General features: G+C 77.6%; 1 protein-coding gene. It reads right to left on the reverse strand.

Annotated features, from left to right (window positions below; translation table 11 throughout):
• On the reverse strand, positions 1–519 hold a 519-nt coding region (locus ACYVE9_RS30590; RefSeq protein WP_461031094.1), incomplete at both ends, for a serine hydrolase domain-containing protein.

Raw genomic sequence — 519 nt, forward strand, 5'->3', positions numbered from 1 at the left:
CTGCGCGCGGGGGTCCGAGGTGACGGACTTCTGGAGTGAGCCGGTGACGTAACCGAAGGCCACGCCGGCGTCCGCGTCGGCGAAGCCGAGCGAGCCGCCGCGTCCCGGGTGGCCGAACGACACCGGGGACAGCATCGGCGAGGCGGGGCCGTGCAGCATGTAGCCGGACCCGAAGCGGGTGGGGACGACCAGCACCCGGTCGGGCCCCGCGGACTCCTCGGTGCGGGCGACGGTCAGGGTGGCCGGCGTGTAGAGGCGCCGCCCGTCGACCGGGCCGATCAGCGCGGCGTAGAACCGGGCCAGGGACCGGGCGGTGGCGACGCCCCCGGACGCGGCCAGGCCCGCGGCCCGGTAGCGGGGGTCGTTCTCGTCGGGCAGCGGAGCGATGGCGCCGAAGGCCCGGCGGAAGAGGGAGGCCGGGTCCCGGTAGGCGTCGACGACGTGCTGTTTCGGCCGCACCCGCAGCCCCTGGGCGGCGGGCGGCGGCGGCGCGTCCACCTCGGCGACCCGTCCGACCCG

The sequence above is a fragment of the Streptomyces sparsus genome, assembly GCF_054776295.1.